A 20,694-nucleotide genomic window follows, 5' to 3' on the forward strand; every position below is an offset into this window, starting at 1 on the left:
CTCTCGCGGGCATCTTGTCGTTCGAGTCTCGCGTATGGCCGTGAAGGCCAATGCGTTTTGCCCTTCGTGGCAACCTGCTCCGCGAGAGACCTTGCTCGCTGGTGTTGGGTTCGGAATCACGACGTCCGACGTTGAGAGATGAAGCGACTTTGCGGAATGCTTATTTGCTGGTGTTTGGTGCGGCTGGATGTTCGTTGTTGAATCAGGCTCATTCGCTTTTTAATTTGGAAGGGATAGACCCCCATGGCAATAACGTATCCGTGTGGACGCGACGAGATTATGGCGGTTCTGCCGCATCGCGACCCGTTTTTGTGGCTGACGCGTGTGGTGGAATGCGTTCCCGGCGAGCATATCGTTGCCGAACTCGATATCGATCCTACTTTGCCGCTGTTCAATGGGCATTTTCCTGAGCACCCTGTTTTGCCGGGCGTCATCATTATGGAGGCGCTTGCCCAGGCGGCAAGCTTCTGCGTGCTCGAGACGCGCGGGGCGGAGGGCGCAATCGGTTTCCTAACGGGGGTCGATAAAGCGAAGTTTCGCCATCAGGTTCAGCCGGGCGACACCCTTCGCTTGGAGGCCGACATCGTGAAGTCGTCTTCCCGCATGGTGGTGGCCGAGGTTGTAGCGACCGTCGACGGCAAGGTGGCCGCTTCCGCCACTCAGAAGTACGTGTTGGCGTAGGCGCGAGTGCGGTCGGAACCTGTTACATGCTCGCAGCGTTTAACAGGTTTTCAGGCGACTCGCGCGGCTCGAAAGCGAGACGTGCGCATGTCAAACGCTATGAGCATTTAACAGGTCGAGCATGTAACGGGTTCGTTCTAAGAAGAGAAAGCGTGCAGTTATGCTGCGTTCGAAGAAAACGGCATATGTGACCATTGGCGATGCGGCCGCCGCGCCCGAGGCTCCTGCTGCGGAAGGCGTCGATGCGCTTGCGTGCGAGCAGGAATCGGCGGCGATTTACGCTGCCACCGAACCGCTAAAAAGTCTGGTCGAGGTGCGTTCGGCCGGCGTCGCGCGCGTGCTCGTGGTCGACGCGGGCGCGACGGGCGAGTCTATCGTCGCGGGTTGCTTGGCGGCGGGCCTTGTGCCGTGCGTCGCCTATACCGAAGACATGGCGCGCGCGGCGCATGTGAAGCTCGCTCCGAAAACCGTGTGCGTGGGCAAAAGCCGCGAAACGGGCGCTCTCGACGACAGCTATCGCGTGCTTTCCGCAGCCGAATCGGCCGATGCGCAGGCGATTTTGCTCGTCGATTCGCGCCTTGCGGTTGACGAGCGTTTCCTTTCCATGGCAGCCGACGAGCATCGTAGCGTCTACAGCGTGCCCGTGGCCTCGATCAACGCGGCGTTCGGCGGCATCACGCGCGTGTGGCGCACTTGCTCGGCGCCAAGCGACGCGGCGTTGCACGTGAGCGACGATTCGTGGGTCACGTGCCCGAAGTGCCACCGCATTTCCGACGCGCAGCGCGTGCTTGCCAACCACAAAATGTGCCCCGAGTGCGGCCATCATTTCCGCATGACGTCGGCCGAGCGCTTGGCGAGCGTGCTTGATGCGGAAAGCTTCGAGTGCTGGTTCGAAACCGAAGACGCCGATGTGCCTGAAACCGACCCGCTCGATTTTCCCGGTTACCTGGACAAAATCGGCGGCATGCGAAAGAAGACGGGCCTGCGCGAGGGCGTGCGCTGCGGCGTGGGTCGCATCGCGGGTATGCGCGTGGCGATTGGCGTAATGGATTCCACGTTCTTCATGGGTTCGATGGGCTCGGTGGTGGGCGAGCGCATCACGCGCCTGGCCGAGCATGCCACCGAAGAGGGCCTGCCGCTGGTGCTGTTCACCTGCTCGGGCGGCGCGCGCATGCAGGAAGGCCTGGTTTCGCTCATGCAAATGGCGAAAATCTCGGCCGCGATTGAACGTCACGGTGAGGCGGGCCTGCCGTATTTCTCGGTGATTACCGACCCCACCACGGGCGGCGTGACCGCGAGTTTCGCGATGCAGGGCGACGTGATTATTTCCGAGCCCCGCGCGCTTATCGGCTTCGCTGGCCGTCGCGTGATTCAAGACACCATTCGTCAGGAGCTGCCCAAGGAATTCCAAACGGCGGAATTCGCACTCGAGCACGGCCTTATCGATGCGATTGTCGAGCGCCCGCGCATTCGCGAGACGCTTGCGAACCTGCTTGCGCTGCACGCCAAGCCTGAATCGGGTGCGCCGCGCGGGTTTGTCGCGGTGCTCGCCGCGCTGGCCGCGAACCCTACGAAATGCGAGCTTGAAGCGGCGGGCGCGCAGCTTGTCGCTGACGAGCGCGACATTCTTTCTGGTGTGCGCGCCGTGGCCGTAAAGGCTGCCGCGGCGGTGCCGAAGCACGTCGCGAATGGCGTGCGCTCGGTGGCGACGCGCCGTGCTTACCGTGCGGAAATCGAGCAGTACACTTCGAAGCCCGGAGCCGCGAAGCAGGTCGAGGCGGCAGAAAACCCCGCATGGGCCAGCGTGCAAACCGCGCGCGACGTGCATCGCCCCACCGCGGGCCGCTATTTGGAAGCGACGTGCGAGGGCTTCTTCGAGTGCCATGGCGATCGCGGCTTCGCCGACGACGCCGCCATTGTGGCGGGCATCGGCTGGGTCGCGGGTGAGCCGGCAACGCTCATCGCGCAGGAAAAGGGCCGCGATTTGCAAGATCGCATCAAGCGCAACTTCGGCTGCCCGCAGCCCGAGGGCTATCGCAAGAGCCTGCGCCTCATGCGCCAGGCCGAGCGCTTTGGGCGCGCGGTGGTGTGCTTTGTGGACACGCAGGGCGCGTTCTGCGGCAAAGAGGCCGAGGAGCGCGGCCAGGGCAATGCCATCGCCGACAACCTGTATGCCATGGCGGGACTTCGCGTGCCCACGGTGAGCGTGCTCGTGGGCGAAGGTGGCAGCGGCGGTGCGCTCGCGCTTGCGCTGGCCGACCGCGTGGCCATGCAGGAGCATGCCGTGTATTCGGTGCTTTCGCCCGAGGGCTTCGCGTCCATTCTGTGGAAAGACCGCTCGCGTGCGGCCGAGGCGGCTGCGGTCATGCGCATGAACGCCTATGAGATTTTCGACATGGACATCGTCGACGCGGTGCTCGAGGAAGGCGAGGGCTCGGCCTCGGCCAACCCCGATTTCGCGATCGCCAACGTTGTGGCGTATGTGGAAGAAAGTCTCGACGAGCTTTCCGCCCTGCCTATCGACGAGCTGCTCGAGCAACGCTACGAGCGCTTCCGCAAGTTCTAAAAGCGAATATAAAACACGCAAGCCCAGGTCTCCTCCTTGGAGGTGACCTGGGCTTTTGCATTACTGTCGCCCGACGTTGTGGCCGTCTGGCGTTGTTCTAGCCGTCGTTGGCGTTTGCCGTCGTTGGTCTGCTGATTGGCTTTGTGACGGTCGCAACCGGCTTTCCGTTGTCATTTTGCCTTGCCGGTTCGCCGCCGCCAGCCCGTCACCGCTGCCAGTTCGTCGTTGCGTCTTACAGCGAAGCAGCCTGCTTCTTCTTGGGCAGAACCAGCACGGCGAGCACGATAACGATGGCGGAAGCGATTGCCAGCGCGGTGCCGTCGGCAACGTGCAGCGCGGGGATGCCTACGAGCACGCCGGTGCAGTAGGGAACGAGCCAAATGAGCCACACGCGAATGCTCAGGCGATGGAAGTTGTGGCGCTGCTTGCTATCGCCGCGCAGCAGAACGTAGGTCGCCCAGGTCGCGTGGAAGAGCATAAGCGCGATGGCGAGGCCGCCGGTGACGGGGTGCAGAAGCGAGATGGAACCGCCGCTGCTTTGGGCCATGGAGCTCATGATGGCGGTGCCGGTGGAGTCGCACGCGAGGCCGATCCAGAAGAAGATGAGATGCGAGCGCTTCAGCGTGCCGGAGTTGCGTTCGCCGAAAACGCCGATCGTGTAGGCGACAAGGGCGAGGGAAATGATTGTGGTGGCGGCGATAAGAATAGGTGACATGTTGTCCTCCTAAGATAAAAGGGCGGTTGGATCCGAATAGCCGCGGCGCTCGTTCGTTTCGACGTGTTTTATCTTGGAGGTGATTGGTGTGAACATCAAAGACGTCTTGTTCACTTTTTTCTTCTGACGGAAGGTGGGGCGTCGATGCCGCACGGACAGTATTTGCGGAAGTGGCTGAACGTCTGGCGCATACTCACGTTTGTTTCGCATAATGGATCTGAAGTAATCCCAAATGGGAAAAATATTGAAAAGTGCTTTTAGATTTTCCCATTTGGGAAAATTCGAAGCATTTTTCTGCTAATATTCCCAAATGGGATTATTGAAGGAGCAACTATGAAGCTTGAACTTCCGCCTAAGCCTCGGCGTTCCGATGGAAAAATTTCGAATGCGAGCGATTTGGGCGCTATTTTGCGTGAAAGGCGCAAATCGCTCGGTCTTACCCAGGGCCAGCTTGCGGCGGCGTGTCATTGCTCGCCGCGTTTCGTGAGCGAGCTGGAGCGCGGTGTTGCTGGCGGAAACATCAAACAAGTAATCGAAGTGTGTCGCGAGGTGGGGATAGACCTATTCGCACGGGCGAGGGGGTAGCATGGAGATTGGCGTATTTCGTGATTGGCGAGGTGGAAAGCAGCGTATCGCCACGCTCTCTCGCGAAGGTGGCGTTGGTTCTGAGCGATTCCAGTATTGCGAAGCTTTTGTTGAGCATGGAGTGTTGGGCGTCTTGGGTAAGCGACCTTTTGAACGAAGCGACGGTTTTTCCTGCTCGTGATCGCGTTGAATTTGCGAAGCGTCTTGTATTCAATTACACGATAGGCAATTCTGACGCACATCTAAAGAACAGCTCTCTTCTTTACAATGAGGACTGGACGTCGCGCTCTTTGGCTCCTTTGTACGATGTCACGTGCATTCCTTTGAGTACTTATTCGACAAGAATGCCGTTCGATATTGGTTCCCATCGTGAGCTCAATGAGATAGACGAACACGACATTTTCAAAATATGCTTGAGTGCGGATGCCCCAATGGATGCTTTTGACGCAGCAGTTGCCGAAGTGGTGAACGGCTTTGAATCTCCAAGGTTGTTGTCATGCAGCGAAGCCGTCGAAACCATGGTGTCAAGAATTTTGGAAAACTCAAAGCCGCGTTTGACGGTGTTAAAGCGATATCTTGAATCTGCGGAATAAGGGTTTGCCATCAAACGTCTGGGGCAGCAGCGGCGGGCTCAGATTCGCCCGCCGCTGTGCGTCTATTCCTCGCTTTTATAGAGCGTGGACCTTAGAAGGCCGAACAGCACTTTGCAGTCGCCGTTTTGGTGGCGCAGGCTGTCGAGCACGTTGTCGAGTGTGAACTCGCATACGCTTCGCGGAGTGAAGCCGTCGGGCAAATCGGCAACGATGTTCGGGTCGTGCTTGTAGATTTCGACGAGGCCGTTTACTACGTGCTCGATTTGCTGCGACTCGCGCAGGCGCGCTGCGGCTCGCTCGGCGGAAGGTAGGGCCTCAGCGCCGCGCAGCCAGTATTCGCGGAAGTGGTTGAACACTTGGTGCATGCTCACGTTCATTTTCTCGCAGTAGTCGACGAATGCGGTGTGCGCATCGAGGTGGCAGAATTCCTTGTAGAACGCACGCGCGAAATACAGCTCGATCGTTGCGATGGTGAGCTCGTCTTTCGCGGCGAAGAATCGGTACACGGTGCCCACGCTCACGCCGCTTTTCGTGGCAAGCCCACGAATGGAAAGCGCCGAAATGCCGCCTTCTTCGGCGATTTCGTAGGCGTTTTCCAGAAGCTCTTCTTTGGAAATGATGCTCTGTGCCATGGCGTTCGGCCTTCCTGAAGCGCGTGGTTAATGACTTGCTCAAATTGTTCCGCTGAGCGGCTATGGGTGTGACCGTTCGACGACCGCTTGCCTATACGATTCCCAAGTGGGGGAGGCTTTCTTTAATCGCATTATGCGTTTTGCCTTCAAGATATGCGTGATTGAGCTGCGATTTTTGATATGAAAAGTGTGACCCCTTCGTCTTATTGATGAGTTCATGTGTGAAGAATTGCTCCCAGCTGAAGAACTCGGAACTCTCGATGTAATCAAACGGGTTCAGCAGCATGTCCTGCGTTTCTTTGTCGGTGAAAAGCCCAGATTTTAAAACAAGCCATTCGAACGATTCCGGCAAGAAAAGTTTAATGCTCTTGAATCGTTGAAGCGATGTGAGCAGCTCCATTTCGGGACCGAACGCAGCACCGTCTGCGATAACGAGGACGTCGCTTTCCTCTCGCTCAAGGACGATGTCGTAAATGTGCGATTTGCCATTTGCGCTTATGCAGGGAATGCCGCTTTTCTCGCACAGAGCGCTGAAAAACTGGTATCCCGAATTGCTGTCCTCCACGATGACGGCCTGGGGCTTCTCGCCGATGAATTCCGTCGTGCCGTAAATTCGATACGTCGAGGCATAAGTGCGCGAATATACGGGGTATTTTGTAGTTGATCTATTTGTGTTTTTGAGGCCGTATATCTCATCGACGCTGTAGGGCAGCTGAGGAAGCGATTCACGTGCGACGAGCACGTAGTAATTGCTGCTGTGCCTTGCGGCATGCGCGAACTCATACGAGCGCATGAAAGCGTTGTCTTCGTCGACGAATACAATGCTGTTTTCGATGGAAGAAAGGTCGCGCAGCCAATTACGTCCCGAAAGCACCTTGCAGGGCGCGTCGCAGTTGACTGTCACGCCGCTGCTTGCGCCCAGCTCGTCATAGGCCGCGATGAGCTCTAGTAGGGTCGTTTTTCCCGTTGCGCTTTTGCCTTGCAGTATTGTGAGGTTCCTTTTGATATAGAGCTTTATTTGTACTTTGTTGTTGCGAACAACTATCTGGTATGCGCCTTTCATCGGGCATTCTCCCTGAGGCATTTGCCGGCGACGAGAACGAGTTCGTTCATGTTATGTGCGATTTCGCCGGTGTTCGCAATTTTGATGACAAAATTTCGCTTGCCGAAGTCCATAAGATGGTAGAGGTTAATCGTGATATCGTGGTGCGCTCCGATTTCCAAAATCCATCGAGCGCAATTGTCGCCGCAATTCGAAGCGTTGTAGATGTTTTCAGGCATGAAATACATAAGAAGCAGGGTCTTCGTCCCGCTTGACAGCTTTTCTGGCGGAATAATGCCGAGGATTTTAGTGTCGATGGCATTGGGGCCCACGACATCGCCGCAATCGATGGACTTGATGACTTTCTGCGCGAAGGGGTCTCTGAACCATTCGGGCGAATACGTGTTGTTGAAGAACACGGATGTGTTATAGATGACGTTATCCATATCGCCGTAATGAATGGTTAGCAAGGCATCCCCTTTCTTCGTCTGGCGTAAGTATATATCAGCCCTTTCGGCGCCTTTGTGTTGCCCGCGCTAAGTACGAAGGGAAACCAGATTCGCGCAGCACGTGGGTGGGCCGGTGGCAATTATGGCTTCAAGGACGAAGGGGCCAACCTGGTACGTATTCCCTCAGAAGCAGTTGTTGCAATTTTTGCAACAACTGAATTGTGGTCGAGCTTGCCATCCTCGAATGGGCTTCTCGCATGACACCGATTCTCGTTTGCTTCTTGTCTTATCGCCGCTTTTCATGAAGGGTGAAGCAACCTATTTTTCCAATGCTAAAATTGTCCCGTAAAAAGTCCTTGTTATTGGGCGTGTTCTGTTCGAATGAAGCTCGCCTGCTTCGGCCGGAGGTTTTTGTGGAAGACAAAACAATGCCAGTCGTTTCCCTTCTGGTTCCTATATGCAACGTTGAACGCTATTTGCGCGAGTGCCTCGATTCTGCAGCTGCGCAAACGCTGCGTGACATCGAGGTCATTTGCATCAATGATGGGTCGACTGATAGCTCGCTCGATATCATTAACGAATACGTTGCGCGTGATAGTCGTTTTCGCGTTATCGACAAGCCCAACAGTGGTTACGGCGACTCTATGAACCAGGGTATCGCGGCGGCCCGGGGAACCTACATTGGCATTCTCGAATCGGACGATTTCATGTTTTCCGACGCGCTCGAAAAGCTTGTTGCTAAGGCTCGGCAAACCAATGCCCAGGTCGTCAAAGGCGACTTCTTCCTGTATTGGTCGACTCCTGTACAGCGCAAAGAGCTTTTCAGCATTATCGACAAGCCGATGCTCGGAGATGCGTATTGCCCCATCGATCGTCCGGGCATCTTCTATAAGAAGCCGTCTATTTGGTCGGCGATTTATCGTCGCGATTTCCTTAACGAGAACGACGTTCGTTTTCTTCCCACTCCTGGCGCGTCGTACCAAGATGCGGGCTTCAACTTTAAGGTATGGGCTTGTGCGCAGCGTGCCGCCTTTATCGACGATCCTGTTTTGTGTTACCGCCAAGACAACGAAAAATCGTCTGTTAACTCGCCGAACAAGGTTTTCTGCGTGTGCGACGAATACGAGGAAATGCAACGCTTCCTTGACAATCGCCCCCAGCTGAAAAGCAAATTGCAGGGCGTGCTTATGCGCATGAAGGTCGATAGCTATCGATGGAATGACGAACGTCTGGTCGATAGTCTGCGTGCAGAATTCTGGGCGCGCGCGTCGGAAGAGCTGAAGCAGGATTGGGATGCCGGTCGTGTTGACCTGTCGCTTTTCGACCCACGCGGCGAAACCGACCTGCGGCTCATGATTGAGTCGCCGACGGCATATATCGAGAAACGAGAGGATTTTCGCAAGCCCGGAAAGCTCAACACGTTCAAGCACTATTTCAAGATTGGCGGTCTGCCACTCGTGTGGCGTGTGCTGCAATATCAGCGTACCTATGGCCACAACGAACATCCCGATGATTGTGCGGTGGTGGCCTCTAAACCGAAATCGAATGAAGTGGGGGAGCGTTAAATGCCGACGCCTCGAATTTCGGTTATTGTGCCGATTTACAAAGTCGAAGACTGCCTGGCATGGTGCCTGGATTCCCTCGTTGCTCAAGATGTGCCCGATTTCGAGGCGATTCTTGTAAACGATGGTTCTCCCGATGGCTCGCGCGAGATTGCTGAGCGCTATGCGCTTTGCGACGATCGTTTTAAACTAGTCGATAAGGAAAACGGTGGGCTTTCAAGCGCGCGTAACGCTGGCATTCGTGCCGCCTCGGCTCCAGTTGTTGCATTCCTCGATTCCGACGATCGTTTTACGCCCGATGCCTGTCGTGTGATTTGTGAAACTTTCGACCAAACTGGGGCCGATATCGTGACCTTTGGTGCGAATGCTTATCCGCCCGAGGCAAGCTATCCGTGGCTTGAACATGTATTGAGCCCTCGCGATGCGCAGTATGAAGGCTATAGCCCCGACATTCTGTTCAAAGAAGCGTCTCGTCCTTTTGCATGGCGCACAGCCTGCTCGCGCAGCTTTTTGCAGGAAAGTGCTATTTGCTTCGAGGAGTCTGTTAAATACGGCGAAGACCAGGTGTTCGACTTCGCGATTTACCCTCGCGCGAAAAAAACGGTCTTTATCTCGAATAAACTGTACGACTATCGTGTGGCGCGATCCGGGTCTCTTATGGACACTATGCGGCAGAGCGACGAGGCGCGTCTGCTCGAGCATGTGAAAATCTACGCAGCTATCGTGCGCGACTGGCGCCGCGACGGCCTTGTTGAAAAATATCCCAACGACCTGGCATTTTTTCTTTGTGAATTCGCGCTTTATGATGCGCTCCGTTTGTTGAAGGGAAATGCGATTTCCGTTTTTTCGGCAGCAGGAAAAATGCTGAAGGAAGAAGGCTGCGTATTCTTGGTATCGAGTGACGGATTGAAGCCCTCGGTGCGCTCTATGCTCGAATGCGCACTCGAAGAAACGGTGCCGAAGGCAGCTGCAACAAGGGCGAAGCTCATGGGCGATTTCGATGCGCTTCGATACGGAAGGCGTGGCGCGTTGCGCCGCGTCGTTGCCAATATGCTGGGCAGGTAACAACTAATGAAGATGAAGAAAATCGTTTCGTGTCGAAGCCAAGGCAGGCTCTTTTACCTGTTTGAGTGCGTTGGGTCTCACGAGCTGGATTTTGGCAAGATTTCTATTGATTCGAAGTGCGACGGGCGTACGATTCCTTGTGGCATTTACCCAGCCGATTGCGCCGCACTGCAAAAATCAGCCGTGAAACTCGAAGGGTCCGCTGCTGTCGTCGTTCTTCCTTTCCTTGATGGAAAAAGCCAGAAGGTCGAAGTGCGCTACGAGAACAAAGCGGTCGCGTCGTTCTGCTCGAATTCGAATGGGGAAAAGTGGGCATCGCGTCTTAACTACCGCTTGAAGCCAGCATTGTGCAATGCGATTCGCGATGTCCAGGTCTCGCATATTCAAAATCGATATCAGCCATCTTTTACGCGATACCTTTCGGCAGATGAAGGCGCTGTTTGGCGTATCGAGACTACGTGGCGTGGCAGCGCGGATTCGCTTCCGGAAATTGCCGTTTTCGACAATGCGATGCAGCCTCTCGACGCCGAGGTATACACCTTCGAGCTCCAACCTTGCGTTGAATTGCATAATGGCACGCTCGCGAACAAGCTGTTCTCGAGCGTGAAACTCCCAAGCGACATTCGCGACTTCGTGGTTGTCGCAGGCAATCAAAATGGCGAGATTGCTCAGGGCTTTTGCTCCATGGACGGCAGGCTGTATAACGATATGCATTACCAAAGCTGGTTGCGCATGAAAGATGCGCGCGCCGACGACGATGCGTATCGCACGTGGTTTGATGTCCATCGCGCGAAACCGGGCGATATCGTCTGTCAGCGCAACGAGGCTGGGACATTCGGGTATCAGCCCCTTATGAGCATTGTTGTGCCATGCTATAAAACCGACAAAACGTATTTGCAAGAACTCATCGACTCGGTTGAGGCGCAAAGCTATGGGAATTGGGAGCTTCTTCTGGTTGATGCTTCGCCCGAATGCGGCGCGGTTGCCAATGCGTGTGTTGAAGCGCGCGATTCGAGAATCGTGCGTATCCCGCTTAAAGAAAACGGCGGCATTGTCGTTAATACAAACGAGGGCATTGCGGCCGCAAAAGGCGACTATATTGCTTTTCTTGATCATGACGATCTTCTTGAGCCCGATGCGCTGTTCAGGTATGCGCGGGCCCTTAACGATGCGTCGCAGCAAGAACGCCCCCAGGTATTGTTCTGCGATGAAGACATGTTTGAGAAAACGGGCGCATGGTCGCAGCCTGTGTTTAAAACCGACTTGAATGTCGACTTGTTATACAGCCACAACTGCGTGACGCATTTCCTTATGGTAGAAGCGGAGTTTCTTTCGAAGATCGGCGTTTCGCCAGAAGACGTCGCCGGCGCCCAAGATTATGACCTCGTGCTTCGCGCTTTGGCCGCGGGTGCACGCTTTGAGCATGTGCCGCATATGCTGTATCACTGGCGCATTCACGAAGGCTCCACCGCCGATGGGTCGGCCGAAAGCAAGCCCTATGCCCTAGAGGCGGGCCGTTTGGCGCTGCAGCGCCATTTCGCCTCGCGTGGCATAGCGGGCGAGGTTGAGGAAACGACGACGCCATTTGTGTATCGAATGCGCTACGAGCTGCCGACCCCCGCGCCGCTGGTGAGCATCGTCATTCCGACCAAAGACCATATTGAAACGCTCGACGCATGCATAACCTCTATTGCGGAAAAATCGACGTATTCCAATTACGAGATTGTGCTCGTAGAAAACAACAGCACTAAACAGGGGACCTTCGACTACTACGCGGGCGTTCCGCATCGAATCGAGGAGCTTTCGAAGGGTAGGGGAACTGCGCGTGTCGTAACGTGGCCGGGCGAGTTCAACTATCCCAAGATTGTAAATTTTGGCGCGAGCCGGGCAAAGGGCGAATACCTGCTCTTGCTCAACAACGATACCGAGGTAATCTCGCCCGATTTTATCGAAGAAATGATGGGCTATTTGCAGCGTGAAGACGTTGGTGTGGTGGGCGCAAAGCTGTATTACGCCGATGGACTTACTCAGCATGCGGGCATACTGGTTGGCGTTCGCGGGGCAATCGCCCATGCAAACCAGGATTTTCCAAGCAATAGGGAAGGCTACTTGGGCCGTGCCGTGCGTCCAGGCAATTTTTCGGCGGTGACGGGCGCGTGCCAAATGGTTCGTCGCGAGCTGTTCGAGCAACTTGGCGGCTATGATGAACAATTTGCCGTGGGGTTCAATGATGCCGATTTCTGTCTAAGAGCATGGGAAGCAGGCTTCAAAACTGTGTTTTCGCCTTATGCCGAGCTCTACCATTACGAATTCACCTCGCGCGGCAGGGAAGAAGCGGACCAGAAGAAGTTGTCGCGCTGGAAGCGCGAACAAGCATTGTTTATGCAGCGATGGCCGAGATTCTTCTTGTCTGGCGATCCGTTTTTCGGCGGCAATCTTGATATAAACAACGACTACTTCGATTTGCCTTAGCGTGAGACGTCGTGAGGCTCTTCGCGCATATGGTTACCATAAAAGGCCTGTAGCTCGCATCGGTCGTGGGCGATAGGCCTTTTATGGTTGATGCGCCTAATGCCTTGTCGTTATGGCTTGCATGTTAGAATTAAAGTTTGAATTGGCCTGCGAGCTAGCGCGCAGGCGGAAACGAACGAAAGGGAAAGCATAGCAATGCCTTTCAATAAAGAGAATTTCAACCGCGATTGGTTCATTTTGCGATCGCTGGTTTCAAAGGATTTTAAACTGAAGTACCGTCGCAGTGCGTTGGGCGTGCTGTGGAGCGTGCTGAACCCACTGCTTATGATGGTGGTGCTTACGGCGGTGTTCTCGACGGTGTTCCGCTTTAATATCGAGAACTTCCCGCTGTACCTTATCTTGGGACAAACGTTGTTCACGTTTATGTCCGATGCGACGTCAAGCGCCATGGGGTCCATTATCGATTCGGCTCCACTCATCAAAAAGATTCGCATTAACAAGGTACTTTTTCCCTTGGAAAAGGTTTGCTTTGCCCTGGTGAATTTCGTGGTGTCGCTTATTGCGGTTGCGGCGGTAATGCTGTTTTTCCGTATTGCGCCTACGGTGAATATTTTGTTGCTGCCATTCTTGCTGGCAATGTTGTTCATGTTCAGCCTGGGCATTGGCCTTTTGCTTTCGGCTCTTTCGGTATTCTTCCGCGATGTTATGCACCTGTGGAGCGTTCTGCTTACGGCATGGACGTATGCGACGCCGCTGTTCTACCCGGTGGATATTTTGCCCGATTGGGCAGTGCCCATTATGAACGCGAATCCTATGTACTACTACGTTTCGTATTTCCGCGAAATTGCGCTGTACGGCAATACGCCGTCGCTCGAACAGACGCTTGTGTGCCTGCTGTGCGGTGTAGGCGCCCTGATTGTTGGCCTGCTTGTGTTCAAGAAGCAGGAAAAGAAATTCATCCTTTACGTGTAAGGCGGTTGGCATGCCAGAAGTCGTAAACACCTCGGCGTTGACGGTCGAAGACGAAACTGCCGAAATTGAAGATAACCGCCCCGTTATGATTGACGTGGACCATGTGTCCATGTCGTTCAACATGGCGAGTGAACAGCTGAATAACTTGAAGGAATACGCCATCGCCATTGCTCGCGGCAAGCTGTTTTTTGAAGAATTTAAAGCGCTCGATGACGTGTCGTTTAAGGTGCGCAAGGGCGATGTGTTCGGCATTATGGGCACAAATGGATCGGGCAAATCAACTATCCTGAAGATTATTGCGGGCGTGCTTGAGCCCACTAAGGGCAAATGCACGGTGAATGGCAACATTGCACCGCTCATTGAGTTGGGCGCGGGCTTCGATATGGATCTTTCGGCGCGCGAGAACATCTACCTTAATGGCGCGTTGCTCGGTTACTCTAAGCAGTTCATCGACGAGCATTTTCAAGAAATCGTTGAGTTTGCCGAAGTCGAGAAGTTTCTTGATATGCCACTGAAGAACTATTCTTCGGGCATGGTTGCTCGCATCGCATTCGCCATTGCGACGGTTATTGTTCCTGAGATTTTGGTTGTCGACGAGGTTCTTTCCGTCGGCGACTTCATGTTCCAAAAGAAATGCGAAGACCGTATTACCCAGCTTATTGAAGAATACGGCGTGACAGTGCTCATCGTGTCGCACAGCAACGACCAAATTGCGCGACTTTGCAATAAAGCGATATGGATTGAAAAAGGACATACCCGTTTAATCGGTCCGGCGGAATTAGTCGCATCCATATATGGAGGATTGGGAGGTAGAACGGGTACTGGGCAATCCGAATCTATTGTTTTTGAAGCGCTAGAGAAGATGATTTGCGGCAAGGGGGGGGTTGACGATAGGTCTGTTGTACTCGGAACCGAAAGCTCTGAAGGTACATGTGCCAAAGTTGTCCTGGCGTCGTTGGGTGGACAGTCGAATATCGAAAGCCTTGCGTTGGCTACTGATAGAACGCATGTTAATGCTATTGTGGCTACCGGATTCGCAGGTGCAAAAAAAATCCCCGTCGTTGCTTCGGGTGGGTCCGATTCGCTATCTGATTCGGCTTATAGAATCATATTGGATTATAAACCTCGAAAGATATTTCTCTTCGATTGCGGTAGTTCCCAAGATGGCTTAATAACGGAGTTGGAATCTTTATATTGGAAACCGGAGGTTATTAGCTTCGGCAAGTTGCTCTCTGTGAGGGATTTCTCTCTAGAAGTTTATTCTTATGGATTAAGACAGGGCATCTGGGGGAAAGAGATAGCGTTTATCGGCCTAGAGGAAAATACTCTATCAATTGCGCTGCTTCCGCTTCTGTTTAGGTTGGGAATTCCTGTTTTTGTTTCGGCCGAGAATGAGAGTTGCGTCGAGGCTGCGAAAAACATCAAGGCGCTCGAATCGTCGCCCCGTTGCTTTATTGTTGGTGAAACGGTTCTCGAAGAATATAAGTGTGAGTTCCAGGAGGAGCTTTTAGGTGTAGACGTTATTTATTTTGGCGGCGATCAAAATAGGGCGCTTGTGGATATTGCCTCATATGCGTTTGATATTGAAGATGGAGAATGTGATGTATGCATCGCCACAAGCAATATTGTGCAGTGGCCCGAGCTGATATCCTGCGGATGCATGAGTCGGATCAAAATATGCCCTTTGCTTCTTATCGATCAGACATCTCTCGACAGTGAGGCATCTTTCCTGTCGTTGCTGGATAAGTATAGAGGTCGGGTGTCGAAGGTGTATTTTATCAATGGGAAGACGGGTCTAGATGATGGTACCCGTGGATTGTTTTCGAACTATTTGTTCAGCTAGAGAATGATTGAAGGTCTTAAAATCATGGGACGTTTCTCCGCTCTTAAAGAGAACGCAGCTTATGTTTATAAAGAGGAGGGCTTGGCGGTTTTTGCTGAAAGGATGGCTTTTCATATTAAGAGACGCCTTCAGAGGCCTGCCAATGCGATTCCTTTCGAAGATTACGCGACAGACGTTTTGTATATCAATGGGTGTGCGTATAGTGTGCCTCAGCCAATTCGCTATAGAGTTGATCACCAAGTTGAGCAATTGCGTGCCCATGGTATCTCTGCTCGTAGAATAGACGCTTGGAATCTCAATAAAGATTGCGTTCGTACCGCAAGGGTCTTTATTATATTTCGCTGTCCCTATAGCGATGCTATAGGAGACTTTATTCAGCTTGCTAAATCGCTTAATAAAGTTGTCTTATTTGATATCGATGATTTGGTGATTGATCGTTTCTATACGGATCAAATTCCGTTTCTTGATACGTTGTCCCCAGAGGATCGGAAGGGATACGACGATGGTGTTGATGCTATGCAGAAAACAATGATGCTCTGCGACGGCGTTGTCACTACTACTGATGCTTTGGCGAATGAGCTTCTCAAGTACCACAAAAATGTCTGTATCAATCGTAATGTTGCATCCGATGAAATGGTGTATTTTTCCGAACGTGCGATACAGGAGCGAGACTTATTCCCTCTTCAATCCAGGGACGAAGTAAATCGTAAAGATCTTAAACGCTGGAAAAACGCGAAACAACGCAGTGAATCTCGCGATAAGACTCAAGTGCATATTGGGTATTTTAGTGGGAGCATTACTCATAACGACGACTTTGAGGCAATCGTCTCGCCTATAAAGCGGATTTTTGAATCATATCCCAATGTTCGTCTACATGTTGTTGGCGAACTGACGGTCCCAGACGGTCTCAAGGGATATGAGGACCGAATTGTTGCTGTTCCGTTTATGCCATGGCGCCGTCTACCTAAACTGATTTCCGAAATGGACATTAATATTGCTCCATTGGTTGATTCGATATTCAATAGGGCCAAATCGGAGAATAAGTGGCTCGAGGCGTCTTTGGTCAAAGTTCCTACCATTGCAAGTAACGTTGGTGCTTTCCGTGATGCTATCAAATCGGGTGAGGACGGATTTCTGTGCGATTCTGAAGATGATTGGTTTAATGCGCTTTCTCTTTTGATTGAGAATGAACCTCTGCGAAAACAAGTCGGACATGCCGCATACGAAGTGTGCATTAATTCCAAGACAACACTGAGCTCCGGATTTCGATTTGCGCAATACATTCGCAGCCAATTTCGAGAAAATATAGCGTTTGCTATGCCGTCGCTTGATATCAGCGGGGGCAATCTTGTTACATTTAAACATGCAATCATCATGAAGAAACATGGTTATGATATAACCATAATCGATGGTTATGGTGAGGACAGGTGGTATTCTTCCGAGGGCGAAGAAATTCCTGTTCTCAATCGAAACGTCCTTCCTGAAAATATCGATGGCTGTCCGATAGATATGTCTTTCGATAAGGCGGTGGGAACGTTTTGGGAGACTCAGCAGTTTATCGAACGCTATAGGAAAATTGATAAGCGCTTCTATCTTGTCCAAGGTCAGGAACAAGGTTTTTATCAGCCATGCGATGAAAACCGAATCAAAATCGGTGGAACTTATTCATGCAAGAATGTTACGGTGCTAACGATATCCAAATGGTGCGATGCTTGGCTTAGGGGTAGGTTTGGTGTAGAAGCGCGTCTTGCTCGCAATGGTCTCAACCTTGATTCGTTCCATGTGTGCGGTAGAGACTATTCTGGCAAAATTCGGGTGCTTATCGAGGGCGATTCTTCAGTAGCTCATAAGAACGTTGATGAGAGCTTTAAAATTGCGAATAGATTAAATCGCGAAAAATTCGAAGTATGGTACCTTTCCTATAAAGGGGAGCCGAAAGACTTCTATCGATACGATAAATATCTTCATGCCGTTCCCCATGAGGAGGTTGGCGCCATATATGAACAGTGCCATATCCTTTTAAAAACGAGCATCCTTGAAAGTTTCTCTTATCCACCTCTTGAAATGATGGCAACAGGCGGAATCCCCGTTGTGTTGGAGAATCCTGGAAATAGGGAATACCTTGTTGATGGGGAAAATTGCTTGCTGTTCTCCGAAGGTGAAGATGATAAGGCTGTTGACTGTATAAATCGCATCGTGAATGATGAAGCTCTAAGAAACCGTCTAATTCAAGGAGCTTTGAATACGGCTAAGAGTCGTGATTGGGCTATGCTGGAAGACGAGATTGCTCGTTTGTATGAATGACGGGCGTGGGAAACAGAGTTACTATGCAATCTAAGATTTCTATTGTTTGTGTCTACAACGATCAGGTGCAATTTGAATCCATGTGTTCATCTGCATTGCGGTTTGGGTTATCTCAGATTGAAATCATAGGCCTCGACAACCGCGAAAGTCGATGGGAAAGCGCGGCGGCTGCGTACAATGAGGGCGTCAAAAGGAGCTCAGCGCCGTATATTCTGTTTTCGCACCAAGATATCGTTTTTACAGATTCTATCTTCTTTGCTGATTTTATTAGAGAGTTGGACGAAGACGATACGCAGATAATTGGCGTAGCTGGCGCGAAGCTAACTAAAGGAAAGACCAATCGAGCTATGCTCAGCGGTATGTACCAAGGCTCAAAGCTATGGAGGCACCATACCATCGCATCGAAGGCAAGAGTTGAAACGCTTGACGAATGTCTTTTTGGTTGTCACAAAGACATTTTTAAGAAGTTGCATTTTGATGAAAATGCATGTGACGGCTGGCATTTCTATGCTGTTGATTTTTGCCTTCAGGCAGGCCTAAAGGGGGTTCCTTCTTTCGTTATTCCTGCTAATGTTTTGCATCTTTCAGGTGGCAACAGAGACGCATCTTATTATCTATCTCAGGAGAAGATAAAGAAAAAATATTCAGAGGTTTTTGATGTTTTCGCAACTACATGCGGTTGGTCGAGAACCGAGGATATCGATCCTTATCGTCCTATTGTCGAAGACGAATTGAACGCGCTAATTGAATCGAACATCTCTTATGGCATTAATTTTTATAGGCCTATGGAGGAAGTCTTTTCTCTCGACAATACATATTTTTTGCCGTCTTCCTGTTTCTTAGAGTCGGCAAAAGATTGTCACTATTGCAAGCAAGATGCACATTTATCTCAAACTTTGAAAAATGATAATTATCGAATTGGCTATGATATTCTCGTTGCGGTCAATAATTTTATTGCAGGAAAAGAATGGTTACTTAATGACTTGCTTGATTTAAAAGCGGATTACATCAAGTCCGCCAATGAAGAATTAGCGACTTCTCCTGAATATCGACCGAGAAGAGAAATGAATGCTAAGGCTATTTTGTCAAGCGTAGTAGCAAATGCAAATGCGTCTTCGGCTAATCATGAGGTCGATAAAGAAGTCGCCTTTGATGGAGATGTTCAAACTCTTAATGAACAATTGGAAGGAGCATTTCATTCTGGAACCAAGCAATTCGTTACCTTCCTCGATTCCATAGACAGATACCTGGTTTCCAATTCCTATGTCGCTGGCGAGATGACGGAGTGGGCAAGACTCCTTCTTGCCGAGAGCTCTTCAAATTTGTCGCGTATTTTCAATCTGAAAAGAGCTAATGATCAAATTGATGAAATAGCCGATTGCGTTCGGTCGCTCTATGTAAAGTTATTTAGGTATCGCATTCTTAATTGCATCAAGAAAGTTGCAAGGCGCAAATGACATTGAAGCTGGGACAAGAGAGTTCATCTATGCAAAATATTGTTTTAAAATTAACCGATTTCTATAATTCCGTTAAAGATGATATCCCTCAACTATTTGCATATTTATGTATATCGATTGTTGCGATTGGCTCAGCTTTTGTTGGGGTTGTTTTCTACTCCGTTAGTGCAATCGTCAAATCCCAATTGCTGGCGTTTTTCACGCCTTCTCTTCTTTTGTTGGTCCTGTTTCTTTTTTCTCTTTTTAGATATCGACATTCTTATGTAAAATTATTCGGGTTAGTAGCTATTCCAGCAGTTTGTTTTTTTGGGATATTTATGCTTCCCGGGTGTATTCCAGATGAATATGTGCACATTGCGCAATGCGCCTCGCTCTTTAGCCGCAACCCGTCTGGTTTCGACGTACCCTCTATTTTTTCGAGAGATACGCTTCCGGCATCTTATGGGGGCGTTTATTTGTTGCTAACGAATGGGGCTAATTGGGATTCGACTTATTTTTGTGATCGCTACTTGGGCGACTACTTCACTCACTTATATTTGATTCCTGGGCTGGTTTTGCTTTTTGGAAAAGCCCTGAGTATTAATCCGTATATATCGTTAATCGCGGCGCGCGTCGTTTCGGGACTATTCTTTGTATTAGTTAGTTCCATTTTGATTAAGGTAATGCCCTATGGTAAGACGGCGTTCTTGGTGTTCTTGCTGAATCCGATTCTGATTCAGCAAGAGTCTTCATGTTCCGCAGACGCGATATCAATCATCGCCGGCTTGTCGTTCGTAGTGTATGTATTGAAGTTAAATCATGATGGTGAATTCAATCGGACGAAAATCCTGATTCTAGGATTGCTGACTATACTCCTTCTTATTTCAAAGATAATGTACGCTCCGCTTATTCTGGCCTTCTTTATTTTTGTGAAAAGGATTCAGAATCCATATTTGCGTAGGGTTTTTTATACTCTTATACCCCTTGCGCTTCTTATTGCTGCCATTGCGATTATTGCATTGTATCGCGGCGCTTTTCTGCCGGATGCATTCGAGCTACTGCGTCATCCTCTTCATTGTATTCATGTTGTTGCAAAATCCATTTGGGAGCTTGCGCCCTTTTGGATTGAAACGTATGCTGGGTATAGTCTAGGCGCCCTGTCGATACATGTATGGCCTGTTTGTTTCTGGGCGTATCTGATTCTGCAATTTATTGTTCTTTTTTACTCTGATGATTTAGTCGGGTCGTCTCTTTCGAAAAGCGACAAACTAATTTTGTGCATTGCTTCTTGCATTAATGCAATTCTTATTTTGCTCACAATGCGTGGATGGAGTTTAAGTGCCGAGTTGCGCGAAGATATCATTATAGGAGTTCAAGGAAGGTATCTAGTCCCGATTCTATTTCCGATAATCATGAGCCTTACGCGTAGCGATACGCTAAACTCACATGGCAACGTGCTTACATATTCAATATTGATAATGGCTGGCATCTTGTTAATGGATGCCTCGTATGTTGTTGCTAGCTTCTTGGTTGGAGGATCGCTCGGTTAATTTGTATCAAAGTAATTATTCTGCTTAAAATTGTTTGTAATGCTTAATGCGCGGGTAACGTAAAATTCTTTGCGCACTTTGAAAGCTGAACACGCCCAGAAAAGAGAAAAGACATGGCGCGTGCCGTCGGTATGATTTGAGTGTCGAATTCAATCATGCTAGGAGGCAGGCCATGTCCAACCCAATCGTATCATTCGACGAGGAGGCGGTGAAGTCCGAGCTTCGCG

General features: G+C 51.0%; 16 protein-coding genes. 12 read left to right on the forward strand and 4 right to left on the reverse strand.

Annotation, left to right across the window (positions count from 1 at the left end; all coding sequences use genetic code 11):
- The first annotated feature begins 243 nt into the window (after positions 1–243).
- Together fabZ and accD are read left to right on the forward strand one after the other, a co-directional pair.
- Complete coding sequence (gene fabZ, locus DMP05_RS07760) at positions 244–681, forward strand: 3-hydroxyacyl-ACP dehydratase FabZ (protein ID WP_123219907.1); 438 nt, start codon at positions 244–246, stop codon at positions 679–681.
- 160 nt (positions 682–841) lie between these two features.
- Positions 842–3,247, forward strand: a complete 2,406-nt coding sequence (gene accD, locus DMP05_RS07765; RefSeq protein WP_123219908.1) for an acetyl-CoA carboxylase, carboxyltransferase subunit beta — start codon at positions 842–844, stop codon at positions 3,245–3,247.
- 232 nt (positions 3,248–3,479) lie between these two features.
- Here accD and DMP05_RS07770 read toward each other — a convergent pair whose 3' ends face one another.
- Positions 3,480–3,962, reverse strand: a complete 483-nt coding sequence (locus DMP05_RS07770; RefSeq protein ID WP_123219909.1) for an HsmA family protein — start codon at positions 3,960–3,962, stop codon at positions 3,480–3,482.
- Positions 3,963–4,295: 333 nt separating this feature from the next.
- On the opposite strand from DMP05_RS07770, the gene DMP05_RS07775 reads away from it, so the two are divergent.
- Entirely contained in the window at positions 4,296–4,547 is a 252-nt protein-coding gene (locus DMP05_RS07775) for a helix-turn-helix domain-containing protein (RefSeq protein ID WP_123219910.1), read from the forward strand.
- A 20-nt stretch (positions 4,548–4,567) separates the two neighbouring features.
- Positions 4,568–5,140, forward strand: coding sequence for a HipA domain-containing protein (locus DMP05_RS07780; RefSeq protein ID WP_211326870.1), 573 nt, complete (start codon positions 4,568–4,570; stop codon positions 5,138–5,140).
- Positions 5,141–5,202: 62 nt separating this feature from the next.
- On the opposite strand, the gene DMP05_RS07785 is transcribed toward DMP05_RS07780, so the two are convergent.
- The 3 genes from DMP05_RS07785 to DMP05_RS07795 form a co-directional block, all read right to left on the reverse strand.
- Positions 5,203–5,772 (reverse strand): TetR/AcrR family transcriptional regulator, encoded by a 570-nt coding sequence (locus tag DMP05_RS07785; protein ID WP_123219911.1) that lies wholly within the window; start codon positions 5,770–5,772, stop codon positions 5,203–5,205.
- A gap of 91 nt (positions 5,773–5,863) precedes the next feature.
- Positions 5,864–6,835, reverse strand: a complete 972-nt coding sequence (locus tag DMP05_RS07790) for a translation initiation factor 2 (RefSeq protein WP_123219912.1) — start codon at positions 6,833–6,835, stop codon at positions 5,864–5,866.
- Positions 6,832–7,284, reverse strand: a complete 453-nt coding sequence (locus DMP05_RS07795) for a DUF4869 domain-containing protein (protein ID WP_123219913.1) — start codon at positions 7,282–7,284, stop codon at positions 6,832–6,834. Before DMP05_RS07795 ends, DMP05_RS07790 begins: the two co-directional genes overlap by 4 nt.
- A gap of 407 nt (positions 7,285–7,691) precedes the next feature.
- Between DMP05_RS07795 and DMP05_RS07800 the strand changes: the two genes are divergently transcribed.
- From DMP05_RS07800 to DMP05_RS07835, 8 genes are all read left to right on the forward strand, one after another.
- A complete protein-coding gene (locus tag DMP05_RS07800) occupies positions 7,692–8,828 on the forward strand; it encodes a glycosyltransferase family 2 protein (protein ID WP_161957503.1) in 1,137 nt (378 codons plus the stop codon).
- Positions 8,829–9,890: a glycosyltransferase gene (locus DMP05_RS07805; RefSeq protein WP_123219915.1), complete on the forward strand. Its 1,062-nt coding sequence runs from the start codon at positions 8,829–8,831 to the stop codon at positions 9,888–9,890.
- A gap of 6 nt (positions 9,891–9,896) precedes the next feature.
- Positions 9,897–12,362, forward strand: a complete 2,466-nt coding sequence (locus tag DMP05_RS07810; RefSeq protein ID WP_123219916.1) for a glycosyltransferase family 2 protein — start codon at positions 9,897–9,899, stop codon at positions 12,360–12,362.
- A 195-nt stretch (positions 12,363–12,557) separates the two neighbouring features.
- Positions 12,558–13,334 (forward strand): ABC transporter permease, encoded by a 777-nt coding sequence (locus DMP05_RS07815; protein ID WP_123219917.1) that lies wholly within the window; start codon positions 12,558–12,560, stop codon positions 13,332–13,334.
- Positions 13,335–13,344: 10 nt separating this feature from the next.
- Positions 13,345–15,177 (forward strand): ABC transporter ATP-binding protein, encoded by a 1,833-nt coding sequence (locus tag DMP05_RS07820; protein ID WP_123219918.1) that lies wholly within the window; start codon positions 13,345–13,347, stop codon positions 15,175–15,177.
- 24 nt (positions 15,178–15,201) lie between these two features.
- Entirely contained in the window at positions 15,202–17,481 is a 2,280-nt protein-coding gene (locus DMP05_RS07825; RefSeq protein WP_161957504.1) for a glycosyltransferase, read from the forward strand.
- 23 nt (positions 17,482–17,504) lie between these two features.
- The gene (locus DMP05_RS07830; RefSeq protein WP_161957505.1) at positions 17,505–18,938 is read left to right on the forward strand and encodes a glycosyltransferase; all 1,434 of its coding nucleotides are present in this window, start codon (positions 17,505–17,507) and stop codon (positions 18,936–18,938) included.
- On the forward strand, positions 18,935–20,467 hold the full coding sequence (locus tag DMP05_RS07835; RefSeq protein ID WP_123219921.1) for a DUF2142 domain-containing protein: 1,533 nt from the start codon (positions 18,935–18,937) through the stop codon (positions 20,465–20,467). The genes DMP05_RS07830 and DMP05_RS07835 overlap by 4 nt, the downstream gene beginning before the upstream one ends.
- The last annotated feature ends 227 nt before the right edge of the window (positions 20,468–20,694 follow it).

Origin of the sequence: Slackia isoflavoniconvertens (genome assembly GCF_003725955.1) — a bacterium.
Taxonomy (GTDB): Bacteria; Actinomycetota; Coriobacteriia; order Coriobacteriales; family Eggerthellaceae; genus Slackia; species Slackia isoflavoniconvertens.